Below are 23934 nucleotides of genomic sequence, written 5' to 3' on the forward strand. Positions count from 1 at the left end.
CATGCAATATCGGAGCCAGACGGGAGGCCGCCGCCCCTCAAATTGGCACGTCGCTTGCTGCGCGTTTGGTTGGAAACGTGAGGGAAGGGCCCTATGGCGAAGGCGACACTGACCATCAGCAGCAAGAACTACTCGTCCTGGTCGCTGCGTGGCTGGCTGCTGACGAAATTCTCCGGGCTCGACTTCGAGGAGATCATCACCGCGCCTGATGACGCCTCGGCGCGCGCGGAAATCCTGCTGCTGTCGTCCTCGATCCTGGTGCCCTGCCTGCGGCACGACGGCGCCACCGTCTGGGATACGCTGGCGATCGCGGAATATCTCAACGAGGTGATGCCGTCAGCCGGCCTGTTGCCGGATGACCGGGTCCAGCGCGCGCATTGCCGCTCGATCTCGGGCGAAATCCATTCCGGCTTCACCACGCTGCGCGCCTCGCTGCCGGTGAACCTGAAGGGGCATTTTCCCGGCTTCAAGATCTGGTCGCGCGCGCAAGCCGACATCGACCGCGTCTGGTTCATCTGGCGTGATTGCCTGGAGAAGTCCGGCGGCCCGTTCCTGTTCGGTCAGCAGCGCACCATGGCGGATGCGATGTACGCCCCCGTGGTGACGCGCTTCGTCACCTATGACGTCAAGCTCGAGCCGCGCCTGAGGGCCTATGCCGACACCATCATGGGGATGGAAGAGATGAAGGAATGGATCGCGGCAGCGCGGGAAGAGCCGGCCGAGATCGAGGAGCTCGAGGTCGAATATTAGGCAGGGCTCGCACGCCCCTGCCTGTTTCCGGGGCGGCGGCGCCCAGCGTCCTCGCCCGCCGCCATGTGCTTGCTATCGTTAACCTTTGGCGACTGTTACCGGCGACGGACCGCAGCGGCATTGCGCAGATCTTGTGCGCCTCGAGGACGCATTGTCGACATCTAGCCGTGAACATCAGCGTACGGAGCTATCAGGCTGATTCGGACGTGATTCGTTCGGGCCGCGTTCCGTTCGTTAAGTCGGAGCGCGGCCCCGTTGCAATTTGGGACAAACACGCGCCGTCAGGCCGCGCCGGACTGCTTCGCGCGCGGCACGCGCCAGCCGATCACGGTCGCTTCCACCGCGATGCCGGCCTCGTGGTTCCGCCAGCGCCCTTCGACATAGCGGCAGGCGAAGGGCAGTTGATACGTCCCGCTGTGGTCTTCGCACAAAACCTCGAGCGGCAGGCCAGGCGGTGGTTCTCCGGCGCCATCGAATTCCGCCAGACGTCTTTCGCGCGTTGCCATTCCAAAAATCTCCCCTAATCAAAGCCGCGGAAAGAGCGCCCACTTCTTCCGCGCGCGGTTTACGGCTCCCCGTTCAAAGCATCGTCCAAGGGAACACGCCAAGCTCAACGCGAGAATGCGGTACGAGTGTGGTAGCCTCAGGCGGCTCTGCGCAATCGGCGCACATTGCCGTGATCGATTTGAAGAGGAACCAGAATGCCGCGCCGGATCGCCACCGTTTGTTTCGCCATGTTACCGCTCCTCGTGCATATGCCGGCGCTGGCGCAGGACGTTCCGGGCATCGAGATCTGCACGGTCGAGAAGACGATGGAGCGGCGCACCAGCTGCCTGCAGAGCAACGTCGATTTCCTGCAGAAGACCGTCACCAAGCTCAACCTCGATCACCAGCAGAAGATCGATGCAGCCACCAGACAGATCGATGCGCTGAAAGTGGCGCTTGCCGGCTTGCAGAAGACCATCGGCGATCTCCAGGCCGCACAGACGAAGCAGGCGGAGGATCTGAAGAAGAAGCAGGACGCGCCGCCGCCGAAGGATGCGGCGAAGTAGTGGTTGCCGTGTCCCGGACGCGTCGCGGCATGAAATGACGCGACGCAGAGCCGGGACCCAGGGGCCACGCGTGACGCGTCGACATGGGCCCCGGCTTAGCAGCGCACCACGCCGCGAAGTGCGGCGCGCTGCACTGCATCCGGGGCTCGAGAGCAATGCCGATCAAGCGCGGCGGAGAGGGCTGGCGCATCATTGCCACGCTTCGAACGAGAGCCGTAACCATGAACCCAGCCCAGCGTGCGCTCTGGTACATCGAAAGCCATCTGGCCGAGCCGATGACGCTCGACGAGATTGCTGGCGTTGGTGGCGTGTCGCGGTTCCATATGGTGCGCGCGTTTGCCGCAGCCACCGGTTTGCCGGTGATGCGTTACGTGCGCGCAAGGCGGCTGAGTGAGGCGGCGCGCAGCCTCGCCAGGGGCGCGCCGGACATTCTGAGCATCGCGCTGGAGGCGGATTACGGCTCGCACGAAGCATTCACCCGCGCGTTCCGCGATCAGTTCGGCACCACCCCCGAAGCGGTGCGGGCGGCGGCGCGCATCAACGATCTCCAGCTTCAGGAGCCGATCCTCATGGACTCCACGCTATCAGACAATCTCAAAGCCCCGCGTTTCGAAACGGCGAAGGCCTTCCTCGTGGCCGGAATTGCCGAGCGCATCTCCTGCGACAATGGCGCCATCATCCCCGGAATGTGGGCACGCTTCCATCAGGAGGTCGCCGACATTCCCGCGCGCATCGGCCAAGGGAAAAATCAAGTCGCTTACGGCGTCTGCTGCAACGGCGACGATTCCGGCAATTTCGATTACATCGCCGGCGTCGAGGTCGCTGACTTCTCCGATCTGCCACGCGGGCTCGGTCGCATCCGCATTCCCGAGCAGCGCTACGCCGTGTTCACCCACACCGACCACGTCGCCTCGATCCGGCGCACGGTCAACACGATCTGGAATCAGTGGCTGCCCGCTTCGGGCTACAAGGCCGCCGATGCGCCGAACTTCGAGCGCTACGACGAAAAGTTCGATCCGGTGACCGGCAATGGCGGCTTCGAGATTTGGATACCCGTAAGGGAGTAGCGCGCAACGCAGCATTGCGCCCGCTTGCTTGGCAAGGGGGCCCTACTTTGTCATAACCGCTGGCAAATCTTGCCAGCGGGGCCCGTGCCGGACATCCCGCGCAAGCCATAACAAGCCGGGAGGCCCCCACCATGTCGAACGTCCGCGTTCTCGCCACCGACCTCGAATTTCCCGAAGGGCCGGTCGTGATGCCAGACGGTTCGGTGGTGCTGGTGGAGATACGCGGCCAGCGCCTGACCCGCGTTTATCCTGATGGCCGCAAGGAGATCGTCGCGAAGGTGCCGGGCGGCCCGAATGGCGCCGCGCTCGGCCCCGACGGCAAGATCTACATCTGCAACAATGGCGGCTTCTCCTGGATCCCGACCGGCAAGATGATCATGCCGGGTCCGCAGCCCGAGGATTATCTCGGCGGCTCGATCCAGCGCGTCGATCTGCAGTCGGGCAAGGTCGAGACCGTCGTGACCAGATGCGGCGCGCACGATCTGCGCGGCCCGAACGATCTCGTCTTCGACAAGCAGGGCGGCCTGTGGTTCTCCGATCTCGGCAAGCGCCGTCCCCGCGAGATGGATGTCGGCGGCATGTATTATCTCAAGCCCGGGATGACCGAGATCGTCGAGATCGTGCACGGCATCTTGCCGGCCAACGGCATCGGCCTGTCGCCGGATGAGAACACCGTCTATATCGCTGAGACGCCGACGGCCCGGCTCTGGGCCTATGAGCTCTCGGCGCCCGGTACGCTGAAGCCGCGCGAGGTGATCTATCGCGGCGAGCGGGGCAAGCCGATCTGCGGCCTCGGCGGCTACCAGATGTTCGATTCCCTCGCGGTGGAGGCAAACGGCAATGTCTGCGTCGCGACCCTCATCTCCGGCTGCATCTCGGTGATCGCGCCCGACGGCACCCTGGTCGAGCAGGTCCCGACCGGCGACCGCGCCACCACCAACATCGCCTTCGGCGGCCCCGAGCTGAAGACCGCCTACATCACGCTCTCAGGCAAGGGCGAGCTCGTCGCGATGGACTGGCCGCGCGGCGGTTTGCCGTTGAATTTTCTGAACAAGTGAGAATGTGTTGAGCCTGCATTCTGAACGTGCTGTACAAATTCTTCCGTCATTCCGGGATGCGTGCGCAAGCACGCAGGCCCGGAATCCATAACCCCGGTTCGTGGTTATGGATTCCGGGCTCACCGCTTCGCGTCGCCCCGGAATGACGACCAGTCGTTTTCCTTGGAGACAATACCAATGCCCTGGCCCGATCCCATCACCCTGCGCGGACAACATGCCCGTCTCGAGCCGCTGTCGAAAGACCATCTCCCGGGGCTGACCGAGGCCGTGAAGGATGGCGAGCTGTCGAAGCTCTGGTACACGGCGATCCCGCTGCCGGAGAACATGGGCAAGGAGATCGATCGACGCCTCGCCCTCCAAGCCGCGGGCTCGATGCTGCCGTTCACGGTGTTCGATGCCGGCGGCAACATCGTCGGCATGACGACCTACATGAACATCGATGCCAACAACCGCCGCGTCGAGATCGGCTCGACCTGGTATGGCAAGAGCGCGCAGCGCGGCCCGCTCAATACACAGTGCAAGCTCCTGCTGCTCGGCCATGCCTTCGAGGCGCTGAACTGCATTGCGGTGGAATTCCGCACGCACTTCTTCAACCATCAGAGCCGCCGCGCCATCGAGCGTCTCGGTGCCAAGCAGGACGGCATTTTGCGCAGCCACCAGGTCGCGCCCAACGGCACGCTGCGCGACACGGTCGTGTACAGCATCACCGCGGCGGAATGGCCGACGGTGAAAACGCATCTCAACTATCAACTCAACGAAAAGCCGCGCTAGGAGCGGCCGGGGCACTATGGATAGATTTGACTATGTGATCATCGGCGCGGGCTCCGCCGGTTGCATCCTTACCTCCAGGCTCAGCGAAGATCCGAACGTGAGTGTCTGCGTGCTCGAGGCGGGCCCGAACGACTGGCACCCCTACATCCATCTGCCGGCGGGTTTCATCAAGACCTTCCACATGAAGAGCATCAACTGGGCCTATCAGCAGGAACCCGGGCCCTACACCAACGGTCGCAGTATCTACGCGCCGCGCGGCAAGACGCTGGGTGGCTCCTCCTCCATCAACGGCCACATCTATAATCGCGGCCAGCGCATGGATTTCGACACCTGGGCGCAGATGGGCAATCGCGGCTGGGGCTACGCCGACGTGCTGCCTTACTTCAAGCGGCTGGAGAAGCGGGTCGGCGAGGGCGACGACGCCTTCCGCGGCCGTAACGGCAATCTCACCGTCACCACGATGGATTGGCGCGATCCGCTCTGCGAGGCCTTCATGGAAGGCGCGGTCTCGCTCGGCATTCCGCGCAACCCCGACTACAACGGCAAGACGCAGGAAGGCGTCTCCTACTGCCAGCGCACGATCAACAACGGCCTGCGCGTCTCCGGCGCCACCGCGTTCCTCAAGCCCGCGATGAAGCGGCCTAACGTGCATGTACACACCCATGCGCATGCGACCGAGATCATCTTTGAAGGCAAGCGCGCCGTCGGCGTGCGCTACAGCAAGGGCGGTCGCCGCGGCCAGCCTGTCGAGGTGCGCGCCAACAAGGAAGTGATCTTGTCCGGCGGCACCTATAATTCGCCGCAGCTTTTGCAGCTCTCCGGCGTCGGCTCGCCCGAGTTGCTGAACGCCCACGGCATCCAGGTGCGCCATGCGCTGCCGGTCGGCGAAGGCCTGCAGGACCACTACGCTCCGCGCACGGTGGCGCGCGTCAAGGACATCAAGACGATCAACGAGCTTCGCCGCGGCTGGCGGCTCTGGGTCGAGGCGATGAAATGGGCGACCCAGCGCAAGGGCCTGCTCTCGCTGTCGCCGACCATGGTCTATTGCTTCTGGCATTCCGGCGAGAGTGCGGAGTCGTCCGACCTCCAGCTCACCTTCACGCCGGCGAGTTACAAGGAAGGCGTGCAGGGTCAGCTCGAGGACGAGCCCGGCATGACGGTGGCGTCCTGGCAGCAGCGCCCGGAGAGCCGCGGCTATGTCCGCATCCGCTCCAACGATCCGTTCGCGCCGCCGATCATCCAGACCAACTATCTCGATGCCGAGCTCGATCGCCGCGTCATCGTCGGCGGCATGAAGCTCGCCCGGCGCCTTTTGAAGAGCGCACCGCTATCGCCCTATTACGCCTATGAGGATTTCCCAGGCCCCAACATCAACACCGACGACGAATTCCTGCACGCCGCCACCGAGCGCGGCACCACCACCTTCCATCCCGGCTGCACCTGCCGCATGGGCCCCGCGGATTCCACCTGGGCCGTGGTCGACGACCAGCTCCGCGTTCACGGCCTCGAAGGCCTCCGCGTCATCGACGCCTCGGTGATGCCGCGCATGATCTCGGCCAACCTCAACGCCTCCACCATGATGATCGCCGACCGCGCCTCGGACCTGATCCGCGGCAAGGCCCCGATGGAAGCGGCGCGGATACCGGAAGCGGCGGTGGCGTAGGCGTCTCGTGCCCCGGACGCAGCGCTTCCCTGGCGATGCGAAGCATCGTCCAGAGCGGTGCGCTGCAGAGCCGGGGCCCATGTCTCCGAGCAATCCGTGTCGCCTTCTGGGTCCTGGCTCTGCGCAGCAGCGTTGCACGCTGCTGCGCGTCCGGGACACGAGAGTGTGCCCCTGGTCCCGTCGGGCAAAACACCTCGCCGCCCGTCAACCCCTCCGCGCAAAAATATTCCACTTTACCGAAATTCGGAATTGCGGCATAAATCGAAACAGCCCGGCCCGACGATGAGGGGCGGTTCGCGAGTCGTTCGAAACGCGGGCCGGGTTGCGGTGGACGCGGCAGCGTCGGCACGAGATGGGACGGGCAGGGCGGGTAGTCCCTGTGAGCCTGAGACCCGCGTGCGGACGAGCGGGCTGTTAGGTTCGTCTCGCCAACATTCTTGCCGCGCGTGTGCACACAGCGGCAAGACCCTGTGGCGTCGGGCGAACGTGCGTACGGCAAAACCGTGTGGTCCTGGCCGTCGTCGCTACGGTCAAGCTTCCGCGAAGGTGCGAGCGAGCCCAACCGGGCAGACTGCATCATCCAATTCGCGGCGCGAGGGAGGCCAAAACGAATTCGGCTCCCGGGAGAGCACGGCATAAGCCGTCCAACCACTGTGCAGGGAAGGCCGTGTGTTCGGCTTCACCTGTATGCCGCTGTGCATTTCTCATTGCGCTACACGCGCACAGCGGACCATGGGTGCCGGTCGGCACCCGGCCTTCCCTGCGCCCTCTGTTTGAAGAGGGGGCGAGAGATGAAGCAAAGCTCGGGTGGATCAGCCGCGAGGCTGCGAAGGCGTGTCTGCGAGTCAAAGTGCGAACTGAAAGATTGGCGCTGTGGCCTCATAAGAGCGCGCTCAAATCTCTCACCGTCACCCTGAGGTGCGCGCTCAGCGGCGCATTAGCGCCGTTGAGCGAGCCTCGAAGGGCGACGGCCCGGCTGCATCTCGGCCGTTCATCCTTCGAGGCTCCCGGCGCAATGCTGTGCATCGCGCCACTCGCACCTCAGGATGACGGAACAAGCAGCGTCGCGCCTCTACACTTCCCGTCGGCTCAAGAACGCCAGCCGCTCGAACAGGTGCACGTCCTGCTCGTTCTTGAGCAGCGCGCCGTGCAGCGGCGGGATCAGTTTGCGCGGGTCGCGTTCGCGCAGTTGCTCGACGCTCATGTCCTCGTTGAGCAGCAGCTTGAGCCAGTCGAGCAGCTCGGAGGTCGAAGGCTTCTTCTTCAGGCCGGGCACCTCGCGCACCTCGAAGAAGATGCGCAACGCTTCCTCGACCAGGCGCTTCTTGATGCCGGGGAAGTGGACGTCGACGATGCGGCCCATCGTGTCGGCGTCGGGGAACTTGATGTAGTGGAAGAAGCAGCGGCGCAGGAAGGCGTCCGGCAGCTCCTTCTCGTTGTTGGAGGTGATCATCATGATCGGGCGCTGCTTGGCCTTGATCGTCTCGCCGGTCTCGTAGACATGGAATTCCATGCGGTCGAGCTCAAGCAGGAGGTCGTTCGGGAATTCGATGTCGGCCTTGTCGATCTCGTCGATCAGGAGCACCGGACGCTGCTCGGCCGTGAAGGCTTCCCACAGCTTGCCGCGCTTGATGTAGTTCTTGATGTCGGATACGCGCGCATCGCCGAGCTGGCTGTCGCGCAGGCGCGATACCGCATCGTATTCGTAGAGGCCCTGTTGCGCCTTGGTGGTGGACTTGATGTGCCAGGTCAGAAGCGGCGCGTTCAGCGCCTTCGCCACTTCCTCGGCCAGCACCGTCTTGCCGGTGCCGGGCTCGCCCTTCACCAGGAGCGGGCGCTCCAGCACGATCGAGGCATTGACGGCGACCTTGAGATCGTCGGTCGCAACATAGTCCTTGGTGCCGGTAAACTTCATCGCACGTCCTTGTTGGTCGTCGTCCCCGACATCGCCAATTTTTTGGCCCCGGTCGCGACATGGGAACGGCCGCGCATGGCGGCCGTTCCTGGTTCGGTCAGGCTTTCAGACCCGTCTTATCAGCGAAAGGATGACCAGCACAATCACCGCGCCGATCGTGGCATCCACGATGGCGCCGATCGTGCCGGTGGCGAGCTCGATGTGCAGCTGGGGCAGCACCCAGCTCGCCACCAGCGCGCCGATGATACCGACGACGATGTTGCCGATCAGCCCAAATCCCGCCCCGTGGACAATCTTGCCGGCAAGCCAGCCGGCGATCGCGCCAATGATCAGCGCTGCGATAATTCCCATGACATCAGTCCCCAAAACGACCCTGTGAGGCCCTCAATTCTAGAGCAAATAGCCTCCGGGTCCAGCGCCCGGCGCTGCCCTGCGCCCCTTGACGTCCGTCCCCCGACGGGCAATCTGTCACCCATGTTCCTGCAATTCTTCACGTCTCTGCGCGATGCGCAGGTCCCCGTCACGCTGCGCGAATACCTCACGCTGATGGAGGCGCTCGACGCTGACCTATCGGACTATTCGGTCGAGAATTTCTATTATCTGTCGCGCGCCTCGCTGGTGAAGGACGAGCGCAATCTCGACAAGTTCGACCGCGTGTTCAGCACGGTGTTCAAGGGGCTGGAAAGCCTGCTCGACGCCATGGAGAAGGCGGAGATCCCCGAGGAGTGGCTGAAGAAGCTGGCCGAGAAATATCTCAGCGAGGAAGAGAAGAAGCAGATCGAGGCCATGGGCTGGGACAAGCTCATGGAGACCTTGAAGAAGCGCCTCGAGGAGCAGAAGGGCCGGCACCAGGGCGGCTCGAAATGGATCGGCACGGCAGGCACCTCGCCGTTCGGCGCCCACGGCTACAATCCCGAAGGCGTTCGCATCGGCCAGGAGAAGAACCGCAACAACCGCGCCGTGAAGGTGTGGGACAAGCGCGAGTTCAGGGATCTCGATGGCAATGTCGAGCTCGGCATCCGCAACATCAAGGTGGCGCTGCGCCGCCTGCGCAAATTCGCGCGCACCGGCGCGCCCGACGAGCTCGATCTCGACACCACCATCCGCGAGACCGCCAATCACGGCTATCTCGACGTTCATATGCGTCCCGAGCGGCGCAATGCGGTGAAGCTCCTGGTGTTCTTCGACATCGGCGGCTCCATGGATTCGCATATCGAGCAGGTCGAGGAGCTGTTCTCGGCGGCGAAGAGCGAGTTCAAGCACATGGAGTATTTCTACTTCCACAACTGCCTCTATGAAGGCGTGTGGAAGCAGAACAAGCGCCGCTTCACCGATCGCACGCCGACCTGGGACGTGCTGCACAAATACCCGCACGACTACAAGGTCGTGTTCGTCGGCGACGCCTCGATGTCGCCTTACGAGATCATGGTGCCCGGAGGCTCGGTCGAGCATGTCAACGAGGAGCCCGGCTCGGTCTGGCTCGACCGCATCATCCGCACCTATCCGCATACGGTGTGGCTGAACCCGGTCGCGCAGAAGCACTGGGACTATTCGGAATCCACCACCATCATCAAGCGCATCTTCGCCAACCGCATGTACCCGATCACGATCGAAGGTCTGGAGCATGCGATGAAGGAATTGACGCACTGACTCATGACGTGGGCGCTCCATCCACGACGGGACCGCGCTCCCTCCCCCGCTTGCGGGGGAGGGTTGGGGAGAGGGTCTCTCCGCCAGCGACGCTCCCCCAGAGGAGCGAGCCCTCACCCGCGTCGCTCCGCTCCGCGACCTCTCCCGCAAGCGGGAGAGGTGACCTTCACCTCGGGCAGTTCGCCCGGAATGGCGACGTAACAAGAGGGAGAACCACATGCCCCAGAACATCACCCGAGGCATCAAGGCGCTGATCGACGAGGCCAATGCCGAGATCGAGACGCTCTCCGCCAAGGACGCCATCGAGATCTCCAAGAACGGCGACGTCGTGATCGTCGACATCAGAGACCCCCGCGAGATCGAGCGCGACGGCCGCATCCCCGGTGCGTTCTCCTGCACCCGCGGCATGCTGGAATTCTGGATCGATCCGCAGAGCCCCTATGCCAAGCCGATCTTCCAGGAGGACAAGAAGTTCGTATTCCACTGCGCCGGCGGCCTGCGCTCCGCGCTCGCGGCCAAGACCGCACAGGACATGGGCCTGAAGCCCGTCGCCCACATCGCCGGCGGCTACGCCGCCTGGCGCGACGCCGGTGGTCCGACGGAGAAGTGGGAGCCGAAGAAAAAGGGGTGAGCCTCGCTCTCTCCACTCGTCATTCCCCGCGAAAGCGGGGAATCCAGTACGCCGCGGCCTACCGGTTGAATCACAGACGTCTCGGCGTACTGGATCGCCCGGTTGAGCCGGGCGATGACAGCGGAGTTTGATGCGCACTGCCTCAACTTCGGAACGACAAGAAAGACATCAGATGACCGCAACCGACCCCCTCGTCTCCACCGAATGGCTCGCCGCCCATATCAACGACGCCAACGTCAAAGTGCTGGACGCTAGTTTCAAGCTGCCGGGCGTGCTGCCGCTGCCGAAGGATGATTATCTCGCCGCGCATCTGCCCGGCGCTGTGTTCTTCGACGTCGATGCGGTGTCGGACCATTCCAACCCGCTGCCGCACATGTACCCGACCGCCGAGCAGTTCGGTCGCGATATCGGCAATCTCGGCATCTCCAACGCCGACACCGTCGTGCTGTACGATGCCGGCGGCTGGGTTGCAGCTCCCCGCGCGTGGTGGATGTTCCTGGCCTTCGGCCACAGCAATGTGCGCATCCTCAATGGCGGCCTGAAGAAATGGCGCGCCGAGGGACGTGCGGTCGAGAGCGGCGAGGTGAAGCCGAAGCCGGCGAGCTTCAAGGCGAGCTACGATCCGAAGCGCGTGCGCAGCATGCAGCAGCTGATCGCGAATGTTGAAATCCGTGCCGAGCAGGTGATCGACGCCCGTGCCGCCGATCGTTTCGAGGGACGCGCACCCGAGCCGCGCGCGGGCATCCGCTCGGGCCACATCCCCGGCGCGCGCAACGTGCCTTATAGCCAGCTGTTCGATGCCGCGACCGGCGTGATGAAGCCGCTCGAGGATCTGCGCGCCGCCTTCACCGGCGCGGGCGTCAAGCTCGATGCGCCGATCGTGACGAGCTGCGGCTCGGGTGTCTCCGCCGGCGTGCTGACGCTCGCACTCTATCGCCTTGGGATTACCGACACGGCGCTCTATGACGGCTCATGGTCGGAATGGGGCCAGGAGGGCGGTCCGGCGATCGCGACCGGGCCGGCGTAAGATCAGCGCGTGCGTGCGGCCGTCGTGGCGAGCGTTTGCTGTTGCTGGCCGAACGGATCGAGCGCCTGGTTGACCTGCTGAGGCGGCGGGCGGCGCACGATGCGGTGACGCTTCTTCGGCTTGTGCGCCCGCGGCTTGCTCTCTTGCGTCGCGCTGTCGGCCTTTGCCGGCGAGGCCTTGCCGGCCGTGGTCGCAAGCTCGTTCAGCGCAGCCACCCGGGCCGCGGCAAGGTCGCTCACGCGCGTGGCCAGTGCCGGTGTTGCGGTTCGTGGCACGTCGGTGGCGGACACGGCCGGGGGCGGCGTCGTCGTGGCGATGGAAGCGATCGTGTCGGCCGGCGTGAGTGTATCGGTGGGCGCGGAAGCCGCCGCCTGGATCTCGGCTGGCTCTGGGGCAGGCGCTTCAGTGGTGGGCGGAGCCGTCTCGACCGGCGATGCGATGGCCGCAACCTGAGGCTCAGGCTGGGGTGCGAGCGTCACGGCGGCCATCTGCTCGGGATCGGTTTCGACCGCGGGCAGGCCGATGCTCGGGATCTGGTCCTGCATGACGGGCGTCGCCTCATCGGCGACCGGCACCGGCGGCTCCACGCGCAGCGCCGCGAGCACTGGCTGGTCCGGCTCAGGGCTTTGCGCGAACACCTGCTCCTGCGGGCCGTTCCGCCAGGACGGATTGTTGACATACTGCTCGTGGCTCGCCCGCACGAGCGCGGCGGCTCCCAAGCCGAACACCAGGATGGAGGTAGACAGCAAGATCGCGCCAAGCAGGAAGCGGAAGCCGGGAAGCATTGACGGGTTATGAATTTCCGCCCCGGCAGCGTGTGGCCAGGGCCCATGAGCCATCTGAACGCGGTGACGGGTACTGGTTGCCGCGTTCGCCACGCGGGAATTCGAGCTCAAAGCGGTGGCGAATCAGGCTGATTCGACCATATCGCAACGTCTCGACGCCGTTCCGTAAAAAACGGGGTGGAGGACTCCGGCAATCTACGGCTTGATGCGATTTCCGCCCCGTGATGCAACGGGGCAACTGTGTGCGATTGCATCACAAATCGCTAAATCAGGCACAAATCAACCTGTTATGTCTTGAATGTGCCGCTATCTTCGGTCATCTGGCCGTCATCGGCTCGGACGGGGCCCGGGGACTTACAAGAGCGATGATGATCAAACATTTTCTGACGATATGCGCTGCCGCAACAGTCGCTGCGGCGGGAACCTCGCTCGCACAGGCCCAGCAGAGCTATCCGGTCCAGCAGGCGCCGAGCTATGGCGCCCCCGCCGAATACCGGCCCGGCGACCGCACCCCGAATTTCGACTCGCTGGAGGATGACGACGACGCGATGCCGCAGGCCTCGCTGCCGCCGCCCGGACCCGCCGGAGATCCGCGCTACGCCCACCCGGCCGGCGCTCCCCCGGTCTATTCGGCTGCCCCGCCGCAGGGGCCGGTGATGTCGCCGGATGATCCGCGTTATGGCCGTCCGGCCGGCGCTCCGCCGGTCTATTCGGCCGCCCCGCCGCAGGGGCCGGTGATGTCGCCCGACGATCCCCGCTATGGTCGCCCCGCCGGCCCGCCCCCGGTGATCTATGCTGACCGCCCGGCCCAGGCGCCCGGCAATGATGGCATGCGTCCGCCGGAAGCTGTCGGCGGCCCGGCTGCGACCGGTGCAGTCTCGCAGCCGCCCGCTGCTGGCGCCGATGGCCGGCCGATGTCGGTCGCCTCGCTGCCGCCCGAAGAGCAGCCTGACGCCGCACCGGCGCAGCTGCCGCCGAACCTGCGCCGCCAGGAGGTTGCGTTCCAGACCAAGGAGCCGGCCGGCACCATCGTCGTCGATACCCCGAATACCTACCTCTATTACGTCCTCGGCAATGGCCGCGCGATCCGCTACGGCGTCCGCGTTGGTCGCGACGGCTTCACCTGGACCGGCGTGCAGAAGATCACCCGCAAGACCGCGTGGCCGGATTGGCATCCGCCGCCGGAAATGATCGAGCGCCAGCCCTATCTGCCGCGCTTCATGGCCGGCGGCGAAGGCAATCCGCTTGGCGCCCGTGCCATGTATCTCGGCTCGACCGTGTATCGCATCCATGGGACCAACCAGCCCTCGACGATCGGCAAGTTCGTCTCCTCCGGCTGTATCGGCATGCTGAACGACGACGTCTCGGATCTGTTCGAGCGCGCCAAGGTCGGCACCCGCGTGGTCGTGCTGCCGGGCGGTCCGCCGCCGGGCACGGCGACCGCATCGGCGGCACCCGCCCCGGGTGCTTCTGGTCCGGCTCCGATGGCTGCTCAGGCGGGTCCGGTCCCCGGCACCCAGCCGACGGTGGTGCCGCCGCTGCCTGCGCCGGTCACCGTGCGCTGAGCGCTTCGAAAGAACTCGGATTGTGACAGGGCGTGCCGTTGGCACGCCCTTCTTCATTTCAGACGAGCTTGCGCGGCAACTCATTGCCCTTCGTGAAAGCGTCGATCGCCTCGACCATCTGGCCGTAATGGATGCGCAGGCCGTCCTCGGTGGCGTAGCCGAGATGCGGCGTCAGCACGAGATTGTCGAGCTTGCGGAAGGGATGGTCGCCCGGCAGCGGCTCGACCGAGAAGACGTCGATGCCGGCGCCCGCGATCTTGCGCTGCTGCAAGGCTTCCAACAGGGCCTGCTCGTCCACGATCGGCCCGCGCGCGGTGTTGACGAGGAACGCGGTCGGCTTCATGCGTGCGAGATCGGCGCGGCTGACCAGGCCCCGCGAGCGATCGCTCAGCACCACATGGATGGTGACGATGTCGGCCTTGGCGAATAGCTCCTCCTTGGTGGCGTAGCCGACGCCGGCGGCCGCACACTTCTCCGGCGTCAGGTTCGGGCTCCAGGCGGTCACGTTCATGCCAAAGGCCTTGGCGATGCCGGCCATCTTGGTGCCGAGCTTGCCGAGCCCAACGATGCCGAGCGTGAGGCCCTCGATCTCAACGCCGGCAAAGGTCTGCCAGGGCTCACCGGCATGCATGCGCGCGTTCTCGCGGCCGATGCCGCGGGTCAGCTCCAGGATCAGGCCCATGGTGAGCGGCGCGGTCGGGTCACGCGAATATTGGGTGCCGCCGAGCGCGACGCCGCGTGCCTTGGCGGCCTCCATGTCGATCGCAGCGTTGCGCATGCCTGACGTGAGCAGCAGCTTCAGCTTGGGCAGCTTGTCGAACATGCCCTTGGGAAACGCCGTGCGCTCGCGCATCGCGCAGATGATCTCGAAATCGGCGAGCGCGCTGGCCGCGGCCTGTTCCGAGGTGAAAGGATGGCTGAACACGGTGGTGTCGATGCGGTCGGACAGTTTCGACCAGTCGGCGACGTCGAGGGCGAGGTTGAAATAGTCGTCGAGAATTGCACAGCGCAGCCGCGTCATCAGCGTTCATCCAAGGCCAGGGTTGACGGCAAGAGGTGGCGGCGCCGGGCGGGTGGGCGCCATCGTCGGAACCGGGCCATGGTTGCGCGCAATCAGCCTCGCGCGCAAGCAGTCTGGGTCTTCAAAAAACCGACAGGGACGGGGCGATTCAGCGAGGCTTCAGCCGGATCGGCGCATCCATACCGTGCTTGGCGCGCCAGGCAGGGCCGGGGCCGCGCATGTAGTGCAGTTCGGGCCGGTAGGGGTTGAAGGCGGTGGCGAAGAAGCGCTTCCAGAAGCCTTTGATCTCCAGGACGAGCGCGTTGGCGCGACCAGCTTCTGCCGGAACGGGAAGGGAATGGGTCTCGATCAGAGCCATGATGTGGGCCTCGCTGTACTCCCCGCTCATTCTGGGCGGGCGGCGCTGTTTCCGCGCGAAACCGAGCTTTGGCCTGATTGATTAAAAGATGGTTTCAATTGTCCGGATCGGGGTCAGGATGGTGTCTGACCAGTATTCATCCGTGGTGAACGGAGGGAAAACATTGCCCTTTGGGGGCGGGATCGCTACATCGGCGGCAGCAAAACTCCTCAAATTGAAGGTTTCACGGGACCGATGGCGCGCCAGTTCATCTATTTCATGCAGGGCCTGACCAAGAGCTACCCGACCCGGAAGGTGCTCGATAACATCCATCTGAGTTTCTATCCGGATGCCAAGATCGGCGTTCTCGGCGTCAACGGCTCGGGCAAGTCGACCCTGCTCAAGATCATGGCGGGCCTCGACAAGGAATATACCGGCGAAGCCTGGGTCGCCGAGGGCGCCCGCGTCGGCTATCTCGAGCAGGAGCCGCAGCTCGATCCGAAGCTCTCCGTTCGCGAGAACGTCATGCAGGGCGTTGCCAAGCAGAAGGCGATCCTCGATCGCTACAACGAGCTCGCCGTCAATTATTCGGACGAGACCGCCGACGAGATGACCAAGCTGCAGGACGAGATCGAGGCCCAGGGCCTCTGGGATCTCGACAGCAAGGTCGACCAGGCCATGGACGCGCTACGCTGCCCGTCCGACGATGCCGATGTGACGAAACTCTCCGGCGGTGAACGCCGCCGTGTCGCGCTGTGCCGACTGCTGCTCGATCAGCCCGACCTGCTGCTGCTGGACGAACCGACCAACCATCTCGACGCCGAATCCGTGTCGTGGCTGGAAGGTCATCTTCGCAATTATCCCGGCGCCATCCTGATCGTCACCCACGACCGCTACTTCCTCGACAACGTCACGGGATGGATTCTCGAGCTCGATCGCGGTCGCGGCATCCCCTATGAGGGCAATTACTCGTCCTGGCTGGTGCAGAAGCAGAAGCGCCTCGAGCAGGAAGGCCGCGAGGACGCCGCGCACCAGAAGACGCTCGCCCGCGAGCAGGAATGGGTCGCCTCGTCGCCGAAGGCACGCCAGGCCAAATCGAAGGCGCGTTATCAGCGCTATGAGGAGCTGCTCAAGCAGGCGAGCGAGAAGCAGACCCAGACCGCGCAGATCGTCATTCCCGTGGCCGAGCGGCTCGGTGCCAACGTCGTCGATTTCGAGGGCCTCAGCAAAGGCTTTGGCGATCGGCTCCTGATCGACGATCTCACCTTCAAGCTGCCGCCCGGCGGCATCGTCGGTGTCATCGGTCCCAACGGCGCCGGCAAGACCACGCTGTTCAGGATGATCACGGGGCAGGACAAGCCCGACAAGGGCACGATCACGATCGGCGAGACCGTCCATCTCGGCTATGTCGACCAGTCGCGCGATGCGCTCGACGGCAAGAAGACCGTCTGGGAGGAGATCTCGGGCGGCAACGAGCTGATCCTGCTCGGCAAGAAGGAAGTGAACTCGCGGGGCTATTGTTCGTCGTTCAACTTCAAGGGCGCCGACCAGCAGAAGAAGGTCGGTGCGCTCTCGGGCGGTGAACGCAATCGCGTCCATCTCGCCAAGATGCTGAAATCGGGCGCCAACGTGCTGCTGCTCGACGAGCCGACCAACGACCTCGACGTCGACACGCTGCGCGCGCTCGAAGAGGCGCTGGAGGACTTCGCCGGTTGTGCCGTTATCATCAGCCATGATCGCTGGTTCCTCGACCGTATCGCGACCCACATCCTGGCCTTCGAGGGCGACAGCCACGTCGAATGGTTCGAAGGCAACTTCCAGGATTACGAGAAGGACAAGATGCGCCGGCTCGGCCAGGACAGCATCATTCCGCATCGCGTGAAGTACAAGAAGCTGACGCGGTGATTTCGGCATGATGCGGCGGGCGCTCATCGCTGCGGTGATTGTCCTCACCTGCGGCTGGTCGTCCGCCCGCGCCACCGACGCCGCCTTCACCCAGTTCATCGCCGCGCTCTGGCCGGAAGCGCAGGCAGCCGGCGTGTCGCGCGCGACGTTCGATCAGCAGACGCGCGGGCTCGAACCTGACTACAAGCTGCCTGACCTGATCCTGCCCGGACGGCCCGCGACCGGCGCGCCGTCGCAGGCCGAGTTCGTGCAGGTGCCGGCGGATTACGTCAGGGAAGCCTCGATTGCCAATCTCGCAGGCGAGGGACAGCGGCTGCTGCAAAAATACAATGCCGCGCTGACGAAGATCGAGAAGAGCTCCGGCGTGCCGGCGACCGTGATGCTGGCGATCTGGGGGCGCGAGACCGATTACGGCCGCTATAAGCTGCCTTACGATCTCGTCCGCGTGCTGGCGACGCAGGCCTATGTCGGCCGGCGCAAGGACACCTATCGCAACGAGTTCATCCTCGCGCTGAAGATCCTCGGCGAGGGCGTGGTGACGCGCAAGGACATGACCTCGTCATGGGCCGGCGCCACGGGGCTGACGCAGTTCCTGCCGTCGGAATACTACAAGCACGGCGTCGATTTCGACGGCGACGGCCGCATCGACATCTGGCACTCGGTGCCGGATGCGCTGGCGTCTGCCGCGCAGCAGCTCGTCAACAAAGGCTGGCAAAGCGGCGTGCGCTGGGCCTACGAGGTGCAGGCGCCGGCGAAGGTCGATTGCACGACGGGCGTGCCCGAAGTGACCAAGCCGATCGGCCAGTGGTTGCGGGAAGGCTTTGTGCCGGTACGCGGGCAACGCTTGAGTGCTGCCGAGCAGGCCCAACCGGCCTCGCTGCTGCAGCCGGAGGGCATCTATGGTCCGGCATTCCTGACCACGAAGAACTACTTCGTCATCAAGGAATACAATTTCTCCGACCTCTACGTGCTGTTCGTCGGCCATCTCAGTGATCGCATGACAAGCCCGCTTCCGTTCGCGACGCCTTGGGCGACATCGAAGCAGTTGCGCACGAAAGATGTCGAGGCGATGCAGCGCGGGCTCACGCGCGTCGGGCTCTACAAGGACAAGATCGACGGCAAGGCTGGCATGCAGACGCGTGCTGCGCTCGGCGCCTATCAGAAGTCGGCAGGGCTCAAGGTCGATTGCTGGCCGAGCGAAGAGGTGCTGCGCTCGATCCAGGCGGCGCGCTAGACAAGTCGTCAAAAAGAAAAAGCCCGGCCGAAAGCTTCGGCCGGGCTTCGATCGTGGCGCTCATGAGCGCCGTGCGATCAGATCAGTAGCAAACGCGAACCGGGCGAATGACCCAGCCATAACCGTCCCAATAGCGCTGGCGCTGCCAGTAGCAGGGCGGCGGGGGCGGGCCGGGCTCTGCGACGTAAACCGGGCCACCATAGGCCGGACGGCTCGACGCGATGGCGCCGCCGATGATGGCGCCGCCGAGCAGGCCGGCAGCAATGCCGACGCCGACGCCGTCATGGGCCTGGGCGGACGGCGTGGCGGTCACCAGCGAACCGGCGATCGTCGCAACCGTGAGGGCGGCAACAATAGTCTTCTTCATGCTCTTGGCTCTCCTGGGAGAAGGACGTCCCTTGTTAGGAACGTTCGGGGTTCTAAAGGTTCACGCACACTCTGATGGAATTGGGCCTTGCAGGTAGGAAGCGCGCAAATGGTCAATCCACGGTAAACGCACACGGAGCTGTGACGAGAAAAAGCGGTCTTTTTCAGGCCTTGAGATGAACGGCGCATCCGTAGTGAACCGGCCCAACTGAACAGGTTTGGGCGAACCGGCCTAACGCGCCTCAGCCGCAGACTCGGACGCGACGGACCCGCCAGGCATAACCATCCCAGAAGCGCTGCCTCTGCCAGACGCAGCCGCTCCCGTAATAGTCGTCGGCGACGTAGCCCGGGCCGGGCGCGTAGTAACGGGGCGGGTAATAGCCCGGCTCATAATAGCCCGGGCCGGGTCCGTAATAATACGGAGAGGCCAGCGCGCCGCCTACGATCGCGCCGCCGATGATGCCGGCGGCGACGCCGGCAGCGACACCGCGCTGTGCATGGGCTGGCGTTCCCACGGTCAGGACCAGGGTGGCGGCGGCCGCGATGGCCATCAGCGTTTTCGTCATTGGCGTAACCTTTCAAGCCGGACGCGGAACTCTTGCGGCCAGAGTTCCACATTTCGCTTGAACGATCAATGAACGGTCCATCTGCCGGGTGCGACCAAATTAGTAGAAGTGGCGGCTTTCTAGCCCGGGAGGCAACGATGAATGTCCTGACCAACGCCCTGATCGCCCTCGGGGCCGTCGGTGTGGTGGGCTATGCCCTGATGACCCATTTGCAGAGCCGTGCTCCGCGTCCGCGCGCCAGGGCGGGCAGCGACGGCGGCGGCAGCGACACCTATTCGGATACGACGAATGACGGCTTCTCGTTCGGAAGCTGGTTCTCCAGCGACAGTTCCGGAAGCTCAAGCGAGAGCAGCAGCTGCTCCACGAGCGATAGCGGCGGGGGCGGCGATTGCGGTGGTGGCGGGGACAGTGGGGGAGGCGGTGGCGGCGATTAGGGCCTTATCCGGGATTATTTTGATCCAGCGCAATTTCCTGTCTTAGAGCCGTTCTAGGCTGTTCTCGGGCCAGTTTGGAATAGCTTGAAATACCGGTTTTTCCTTTTGCATCCGGACCGCTCGTTAAATATCGATGATGGCGCATCACCGAAGGGCCTACCACTTCCATGATCGTTTGTTCCTGTAACGTGCTGAGCGATGACGACATCCGCGCCGCCGTCGCCGAGTCCGACGATGCTGTGCGTCATGCCAAGCAGGTCTATGGATGTCTCGGCTGCAGCGCCGAATGTGGCCGCTGCGCGCGCACCATCAAGACGATCATTGATGAAGCGCTCGGCCCCTGTGCTCAGTCCTGTTGCGCTGGCTGTCCGCACAGCCACACTGTTGCCGCCAATGACGAGACGGTCGAACCGGCTGAGTTCGCTCTCGCGGCCTGCTGAAATCTTTGGACACTTTCGGCTGAGCTTTTCCCCGACCGCGTCTCCGGAGCCGGTTGCCCTCGTATTTGATCTGACTTAGAAGCATTCTAAGTCGGATAGGGCCGATTTGGACTGCAAGAGCTGGAGTGAACCATGCAGGGCGACGCAAAAGTCATCGACTATCTCAACAAGGCGCTGCGTCACGAGCTGACTGCGATCAACCAGTACTGGCTGCACTATCGTTTCCTCGACAATTGGGGCCTCCTGGACATGGCCAAGGTCTGGCGCAAGGAGTCCATTGAGGAGATGGAGCATGCCGACAAGCTCACGGCGCGCATCCTGTTCTTCGATGGTTTCCCGAACATGCAGGTGCTCGATCCCCTGCGCATCGGTCAGAACGTCAAGGAGATCATCGAGTGCGATCTCGCTGCTGAAATGAGCGCGCGGGCGCTCTACCAGGAAGCAGCGACCTACTGCCATGGCGTCAAGGACTACGTCACCCGTGACCTGTTCGAGAAGCTGATGAGCGACGAGGAGCACCACATCGACTTCCTGGAAACCCAGCTCGATCTGATCGGCCGCATCGGTCTTGAGCTCTATACCCAGAAGCACGTCGGCGGGCTCGAGGGCGAGGGGCATTAAGCCTCATCTAGGCTGCCACAAACTCGGCTGTCGTCCCGGATCTGCGCCTCGCTTGTCCGGGACGACACCGTTGTGGCATCAGCTGCAGTTGCGTCTTGTCACGCGCTTCCACGATCTCCTGGCTCTCCGGCTCATCGAGGCTGGTCTGGTCGTGATCCGACATAGCTACATCGTTCGCTGCGGCGCGGTCTGCAGCAATTGCCTGATTTGCTCGCTGTAGAACTTTGCGTTGCCCGTGGTGCCGTGGCCGCGCGTCTCGGTGCTTGCGGGGATGAGGTACAGCTTGCCGTTCTTCACCCGCTTCATCGCGGCATCCGTGATCCCGGTCTCGGGCGGGTTGCGCTCGTCGTCGGCGGAATTGATCAGCAGCAGCGAGGCCTCGATGGCCTCGAGCTTCTCGGCAGCGTTGTAGTCATGCGAGGACTCCCATTGATAGACGTAGTCGTTGGCGTCCGCCGTGATCGGCGTCGCCAGCCGCTCGTCGACGATCTTGTCGGCCTTGGCCGCGGTCGGCGCCTGCTGCTGATAGGCAAGCGTGCCGCCGATGCTGGCGATGCCATAGGCCGTGATGGCATATTTCATCATGCGCGGCTGGCTGGTGTAATTGCCACCATTGTAGTCGGGATCGTTGCGGATGGTGTCGAGCATGATCCGGCGCAGCATCCAGTTGCGTGACGCCATCTCGGTCGGCTGTGAGGCCATCGGCACCAGCGCGTCCATGTCCTTCGGATATTTCTCGCCCCACAGCCACGTCTGCATGCCACCCATGGAGTTGCCGATCACGAGTCGCAGATGCTTGACGCCGAGGCCTTCGGTGACGAGGCGATGTTGCGCCTCGACCATGTCGTCGTAATTGTATTTCGGAAAGCTCGCCTTCATGCCATCGGACGGCTTGGATGATTTGCCGTGGCCGATCGCATCAGGGAGGATGATGTAGTATTTCGATGCATCGAGCGGCTGGCCGGCCCCGAACAATTCGCCGGCGAAGGCGGGCGTCAGCATGCTCGCGCCCGAGCCGCCTGTGCCGTGCAGCACCAGCACGGGCTGACCGCTGGGGTCACCGACGGTGGTGTAATGCAGCTTCAGGTCCGGCATGACCTCGCCGGTGTGGAATTTGAAATCCTTGGCGACCCAATCGCCCTGTTTCGGCGACGGATAGTCGGCGGCCACTGCCGGCACCGAAAACGACAGCAAAGCCGCGATAAGCAGCGCGCCCGAGATCCTCATGATTTCCTCCCCGCTGCGGCCACTGGCATCCGGGCCGCTTCGCGCTCGATCTTATCAGGGCGACCCGAGCGATCGAGAGCGGATATGCGGCCGGCCGCCAAAACATTTCGCCGATGGTGCATCGCGCAAGTGGAATATTCCGGAAGCCGGCGAGCGAAGGGGCGCTTGCTCAGTGCTTCCGGATGAAACTGAGGGCGTACCAGCCCCAGTAAACCCTATGACGCTGGATCAGCCCCTTGTCGATCTCCATGATCTCGACCAGCTCCATCTGCTCGCCGTCGGGAGCGACGCGCGGATATTCCCAGGTGACGATCCGGCCATTGGTGAAGAAGCCCTGCTTGAAGCGCTTTCGCTGCGGCGGATTGGTCTGGAATACGCGCGAAATGAAGATGCGCAGATTGTCCTTGCCCTGGACGATCCCGGTGGGCGTCTTCATGAGATGTTGGACCAGTGGGCTTTCGATGGATGCGTCATCAGCATAGAGCGCGACAGATGCCTCCAGATCCTTGTTGCCGAGGGCTTCATCCCACAATGTGCAGATGCGTTCTGCCTCGCTCTGGCGTGTTGGGTCGGTCATGTGTAATTCTCCGAGTTCGGGCGACGTCTCGGTGTCATCGCAGAGAGCGCGCCGTCCAAGTTTCACCGAATTCTGAAATGACCGGTTCCCGAATGATTGCGATGACGGGACGGCGGACCCACCTCGGTGGAGGGAGTTTCGATGGTCGCAGCCAGACAATCGGTCCACTCGGGATTTTCCCGGCTCACCGACGCGTTGAGCGATCCGGCGCGCGAGGCCATGGTGAGTGCGCTGTTCGGCGGCAAGGCGCTGCCTGCGGGCGAGCTGGCATCGCTTGCCGGAGTGTCGCCGCAAAGCGCCAGCGCGCATCTGCAGAAGCTGACGGATGCGCGCCTGCTCTCGGTGTGGCAGCAGGGTCGGTTCCGCTACTATCGGATCGCGGACGACGAGGTCGCGGGCCTGATCGAAAATCTCGTCAATGTCGCCGCCAGGACAAACCATGCGGAACGCGCGCGAGGCGTGCCGGCGCTGCTTCGTCAGTCGCGGACTTGTTATTGCCATCTCGCCGGCCAGCTCGGTGTGGCGCTGAGGGACGGCCTGGTGGGCAAGAAGCTGATCGCACTGCGCGGCCGTGAGGCTTCGGTCACGGATCAAGGGCTCGCTTGGTGTCGCGCGGAGGCGATCGACTTCAAGCCGGGTCGTGATCCTCACATGCGGCTCTGCAACGATTGGACCGAGCGTGTTCCGCATCTGGCGGGTCCGTTCGCCAATGCGATCTTGAAGCGGCTGACCGCGACGCATGCGCTGGTTCCGGACCGCGTTCCACGCGCGCTTCGCCTCACCCCGAAGGGACGCGCCTTCTTCGAGCGGCTCGGCGTTTCGATCCCGTTCTGACGCGCCTGCGGCGGGTGACGATGACAGCGGCAGGTCCGGCATGTAGCATTCGGCCGTCGCCGAACGTCCTTGAGCAGGATCGTTGTCCAGGAGGAACTCATGTGCCGCAACATCAAGACGCTGTTCAATTTCGAGCCGCCGGCGACGGAAGACGAAATCCACGCCAGCGCGCTTCAGTTCGTGCGAAAGCTCTCCGGCTTCAACAAGCCCTCGCAGGCCAATGAGGTGGCATTCGACTGCGCGGTGGCCGAGGTCTCGGAAGCGGCGCGAAAGTTGCTGACCTCGCTTCACACCCACGCGCCGGCGCGCGATCGTGAGATCGAGGCAGAAAAGGCGCGGGAACGTTCGCGACAACGCTTCGGGTAACCAGATGGCACCGTGATCTGGCTCACGGAAAATGCGATCTCAGCACGCGATGATGTCCGCCGGGGTTTTGAC

Annotated in this window: 28 protein-coding genes; 17 read left to right on the forward strand and 11 right to left on the reverse strand. The window is 64.1% G+C overall.

The window, feature by feature from the left end; all coding sequences use genetic code 11:
* Nucleotides 1-93 precede the first annotated feature (93 nt).
* A complete protein-coding gene (locus XH89_RS07970) occupies nt 94-750 on the forward strand; it encodes a glutathione S-transferase family protein (protein ID WP_194466542.1) in 657 nt (218 codons plus the stop codon).
* Between the two features lie 281 nt (nt 751-1031).
* Here the strand turns inward: XH89_RS07970 and XH89_RS07975 are convergent, their stop codons facing one another.
* Nucleotides 1032-1256: a hypothetical protein gene (locus XH89_RS07975; RefSeq protein WP_194466543.1), complete on the reverse strand. Its 225-nt coding sequence runs from the start codon at nt 1254-1256 to the stop codon at nt 1032-1034.
* Nucleotides 1257-1451: 195 nt separating this feature from the next.
* Between XH89_RS07975 and XH89_RS07980 the strand changes: the two genes are divergently transcribed.
* The 5 genes from XH89_RS07980 (at nt 1452) to XH89_RS08000 (ending at nt 6361) form a co-directional block, all read left to right on the forward strand.
* The gene (locus XH89_RS07980) at nt 1452-1802 is read left to right on the forward strand and encodes a hypothetical protein (RefSeq protein ID WP_194466544.1); all 351 of its coding nucleotides are present in this window, start codon (nt 1452-1454) and stop codon (nt 1800-1802) included.
* A gap of 221 nt (nt 1803-2023) precedes the next feature.
* Nucleotides 2024-2869, forward strand: coding sequence for an AraC family transcriptional regulator (locus XH89_RS07985; RefSeq protein ID WP_194466545.1), 846 nt, complete (start codon nt 2024-2026; stop codon nt 2867-2869).
* A gap of 131 nt (nt 2870-3000) precedes the next feature.
* A complete protein-coding gene (locus XH89_RS07990; RefSeq protein ID WP_194466546.1) occupies nt 3001-3927 on the forward strand; it encodes an SMP-30/gluconolactonase/LRE family protein in 927 nt (308 codons plus the stop codon).
* Nucleotides 3928-4104: 177 nt separating this feature from the next.
* Nucleotides 4105-4698: a GNAT family N-acetyltransferase gene (locus tag XH89_RS07995; protein WP_194466547.1), complete on the forward strand. Its 594-nt coding sequence runs from the start codon at nt 4105-4107 to the stop codon at nt 4696-4698.
* A 16-nt stretch (nt 4699-4714) separates the two neighbouring features.
* Complete coding sequence (locus XH89_RS08000; protein ID WP_194466548.1) at nt 4715-6361, forward strand: GMC family oxidoreductase; 1647 nt, start codon at nt 4715-4717, stop codon at nt 6359-6361.
* A gap of 1072 nt (nt 6362-7433) precedes the next feature.
* Here the strand turns inward: XH89_RS08000 and XH89_RS08005 are convergent.
* Together XH89_RS08005 and XH89_RS08010 are read right to left on the reverse strand one after the other, a co-directional pair.
* Nucleotides 7434-8276 (reverse strand): MoxR family ATPase, encoded by an 843-nt coding sequence (locus XH89_RS08005; protein WP_018641030.1) that lies wholly within the window; start codon nt 8274-8276, stop codon nt 7434-7436.
* 105 nt (nt 8277-8381) lie between these two features.
* Entirely contained in the window at nt 8382-8627 is a 246-nt protein-coding gene (locus XH89_RS08010; protein WP_194466549.1) for a GlsB/YeaQ/YmgE family stress response membrane protein, read from the reverse strand.
* 123 nt (nt 8628-8750) lie between these two features.
* Here XH89_RS08010 and XH89_RS08015 point away from each other — a divergent pair, with 123 nt between their 5' ends.
* The 3 genes from XH89_RS08015 (at nt 8751) to sseA (ending at nt 11584) form a co-directional block, all read left to right on the forward strand.
* Nucleotides 8751-9926, forward strand: coding sequence for a VWA domain-containing protein (locus XH89_RS08015; protein WP_194466550.1), 1176 nt, complete (start codon nt 8751-8753; stop codon nt 9924-9926).
* 217 nt (nt 9927-10143) lie between these two features.
* On the forward strand, nt 10144-10557 hold the full coding sequence (locus XH89_RS08020; RefSeq protein WP_092297737.1) for a rhodanese-like domain-containing protein: 414 nt from the start codon (nt 10144-10146) through the stop codon (nt 10555-10557).
* 172 nt (nt 10558-10729) lie between these two features.
* Complete coding sequence (sseA, locus tag XH89_RS08025) at nt 10730-11584, forward strand: 3-mercaptopyruvate sulfurtransferase (RefSeq protein ID WP_194466551.1); 855 nt, start codon at nt 10730-10732, stop codon at nt 11582-11584.
* Between the two features lie 2 nt (nt 11585-11586).
* On the opposite strand, the gene XH89_RS08030 is transcribed toward sseA, so the two are convergent.
* Complete coding sequence (locus XH89_RS08030) at nt 11587-12369, reverse strand: hypothetical protein (protein WP_194466552.1); 783 nt, start codon at nt 12367-12369, stop codon at nt 11587-11589.
* A gap of 368 nt (nt 12370-12737) precedes the next feature.
* On the opposite strand from XH89_RS08030, the gene XH89_RS08035 reads away from it, so the two are divergent.
* Nucleotides 12738-13934 carry a L,D-transpeptidase gene (locus tag XH89_RS08035; RefSeq protein WP_194466553.1) on the forward strand — a complete coding sequence of 399 codons (1197 nt, stop codon included), beginning with the start codon at nt 12738-12740 and terminating at the stop codon, nt 13932-13934.
* Nucleotides 13935-13992: 58 nt separating this feature from the next.
* Here XH89_RS08035 and XH89_RS08040 read toward each other — a convergent pair whose 3' ends face one another.
* Both XH89_RS08040 and XH89_RS08045 read right to left on the reverse strand, forming a co-directional pair.
* Nucleotides 13993-14955, reverse strand: a complete 963-nt coding sequence (locus tag XH89_RS08040) for a D-2-hydroxyacid dehydrogenase family protein (protein WP_194466554.1) — start codon at nt 14953-14955, stop codon at nt 13993-13995.
* A gap of 148 nt (nt 14956-15103) precedes the next feature.
* Nucleotides 15104-15313, reverse strand: a complete 210-nt coding sequence (locus XH89_RS08045) for a hypothetical protein (RefSeq protein WP_194466555.1) — start codon at nt 15311-15313, stop codon at nt 15104-15106.
* A gap of 234 nt (nt 15314-15547) precedes the next feature.
* Between XH89_RS08045 and ettA the strand changes: the two genes are divergently transcribed.
* Together ettA and XH89_RS08055 are read left to right on the forward strand one after the other, a co-directional pair.
* A complete protein-coding gene (gene ettA / locus XH89_RS08050) occupies nt 15548-17197 on the forward strand; it encodes an energy-dependent translational throttle protein EttA (RefSeq protein WP_194466556.1) in 1650 nt (549 codons plus the stop codon).
* A gap of 7 nt (nt 17198-17204) precedes the next feature.
* Complete coding sequence (locus XH89_RS08055; protein WP_194466557.1) at nt 17205-18431, forward strand: lytic murein transglycosylase; 1227 nt, start codon at nt 17205-17207, stop codon at nt 18429-18431.
* A gap of 82 nt (nt 18432-18513) precedes the next feature.
* Here the strand turns inward: XH89_RS08055 and XH89_RS08060 are convergent, their stop codons facing one another.
* Both XH89_RS08060 and XH89_RS08065 read right to left on the reverse strand, forming a co-directional pair.
* Complete coding sequence (locus XH89_RS08060; RefSeq protein ID WP_188108359.1) at nt 18514-18798, reverse strand: hypothetical protein; 285 nt, start codon at nt 18796-18798, stop codon at nt 18514-18516.
* Between the two features lie 241 nt (nt 18799-19039).
* Nucleotides 19040-19363 (reverse strand): hypothetical protein, encoded by a 324-nt coding sequence (locus XH89_RS08065; RefSeq protein WP_194466558.1) that lies wholly within the window; start codon nt 19361-19363, stop codon nt 19040-19042.
* Between the two features lie 137 nt (nt 19364-19500).
* Here XH89_RS08065 and XH89_RS08070 point away from each other — a divergent pair, with 137 nt between their 5' ends.
* Nucleotides 19501-19797: a hypothetical protein gene (locus XH89_RS08070; RefSeq protein ID WP_194466559.1), complete on the forward strand. Its 297-nt coding sequence runs from the start codon at nt 19501-19503 to the stop codon at nt 19795-19797.
* 4 nt (nt 19798-19801) lie between these two features.
* On the opposite strand, the gene XH89_RS08075 is transcribed toward XH89_RS08070, so the two are convergent.
* The gene (locus tag XH89_RS08075; protein WP_194466560.1) at nt 19802-19966 is read right to left on the reverse strand and encodes a hypothetical protein; all 165 of its coding nucleotides are present in this window, start codon (nt 19964-19966) and stop codon (nt 19802-19804) included.
* Here XH89_RS08075 and XH89_RS08080 point away from each other — a divergent pair.
* Together XH89_RS08080 and bfr are read left to right on the forward strand one after the other, a co-directional pair.
* On the forward strand, nt 19965-20237 hold the full coding sequence (locus XH89_RS08080) for a bacterioferritin-associated ferredoxin (protein WP_194466561.1): 273 nt from the start codon (nt 19965-19967) through the stop codon (nt 20235-20237). The genes XH89_RS08075 and XH89_RS08080 overlap by 2 nt on opposite strands.
* 132 nt (nt 20238-20369) lie before the next feature.
* A complete protein-coding gene (gene bfr / locus XH89_RS08085; protein WP_011089420.1) occupies nt 20370-20858 on the forward strand; it encodes a bacterioferritin in 489 nt (162 codons plus the stop codon).
* A gap of 165 nt (nt 20859-21023) precedes the next feature.
* Here bfr and XH89_RS08090 read toward each other — a convergent pair whose 3' ends face one another.
* Together XH89_RS08090 and XH89_RS08095 are read right to left on the reverse strand one after the other, a co-directional pair.
* Nucleotides 21024-22085 carry an alpha/beta fold hydrolase gene (locus XH89_RS08090; protein WP_194466562.1) on the reverse strand — a complete coding sequence of 354 codons (1062 nt, stop codon included), beginning with the start codon at nt 22083-22085 and terminating at the stop codon, nt 21024-21026.
* Nucleotides 22086-22254: 169 nt separating this feature from the next.
* A complete protein-coding gene (locus tag XH89_RS08095; RefSeq protein ID WP_194466563.1) occupies nt 22255-22662 on the reverse strand; it encodes a nuclear transport factor 2 family protein in 408 nt (135 codons plus the stop codon).
* A 141-nt stretch (nt 22663-22803) separates the two neighbouring features.
* Here XH89_RS08095 and XH89_RS08100 point away from each other — a divergent pair, with 141 nt between their 5' ends.
* A complete protein-coding gene (locus XH89_RS08100) occupies nt 22804-23496 on the forward strand; it encodes a helix-turn-helix transcriptional regulator (RefSeq protein ID WP_194466564.1) in 693 nt (230 codons plus the stop codon).
* Between the two features lie 99 nt (nt 23497-23595).
* Nucleotides 23596-23862 (forward strand): DUF2277 domain-containing protein, encoded by a 267-nt coding sequence (locus XH89_RS08105; RefSeq protein ID WP_194466565.1) that lies wholly within the window; start codon nt 23596-23598, stop codon nt 23860-23862.
* The last annotated feature ends 72 nt before the right edge of the window (nt 23863-23934 follow it).

The organism is Bradyrhizobium sp. CCBAU 53340 (assembly GCF_015291645.1).
Classification (GTDB): domain Bacteria; phylum Pseudomonadota; class Alphaproteobacteria; order Rhizobiales; family Xanthobacteraceae; genus Bradyrhizobium.